The organism is Hydrogenophaga intermedia (assembly GCF_023715105.1).
Lineage (GTDB): Bacteria > Pseudomonadota > Gammaproteobacteria > Burkholderiales > Burkholderiaceae_C > Hydrogenophaga > Hydrogenophaga intermedia_A.
This window is the reverse complement of sequence record NZ_JAMBNO010000136.1, coordinates 1-255: the sequence shown is the minus strand read 5'-3', so window position 1 is coordinate 255 and position 255 is coordinate 1. Positions and strand designations below refer to the sequence as shown.

At 64.7% G+C, this 255-nt stretch carries 1 pseudogene; it reads right to left on the bottom strand.

The window, feature by feature from the left end:
- Nucleotides 1-169: pseudogene (locus tag M3149_RS23270) on the bottom strand (tyrosine-type recombinase/integrase); the annotation flags it as partial.
- Between the last annotated feature and the right edge of the window lie 86 nt (nt 170-255).

Genomic DNA, 255 nt, shown 5'->3' with positions numbered 1-255 from the left:
CGAGCCAGGCACGAATCGTGTTCAGGTCTACGCCGGAGCGCAGCAGATGGACGGCGGTCGTGTGGCGCAGGATGTGCGGGCTTATGCGTTTGTCTCGCATAGACGGGACGCGCTGCGCGGCAAGCTCAGCGCACACCGTCACGACGCGATGCACGCCGAACCTGGTCATGGGCTCACCGGTTCGACCTCGGAAGACTCGGTCCTCGAGGCCCTGATCCCTGATCAACGGCCGAAGCACAACTGCGGTCTTTGGCC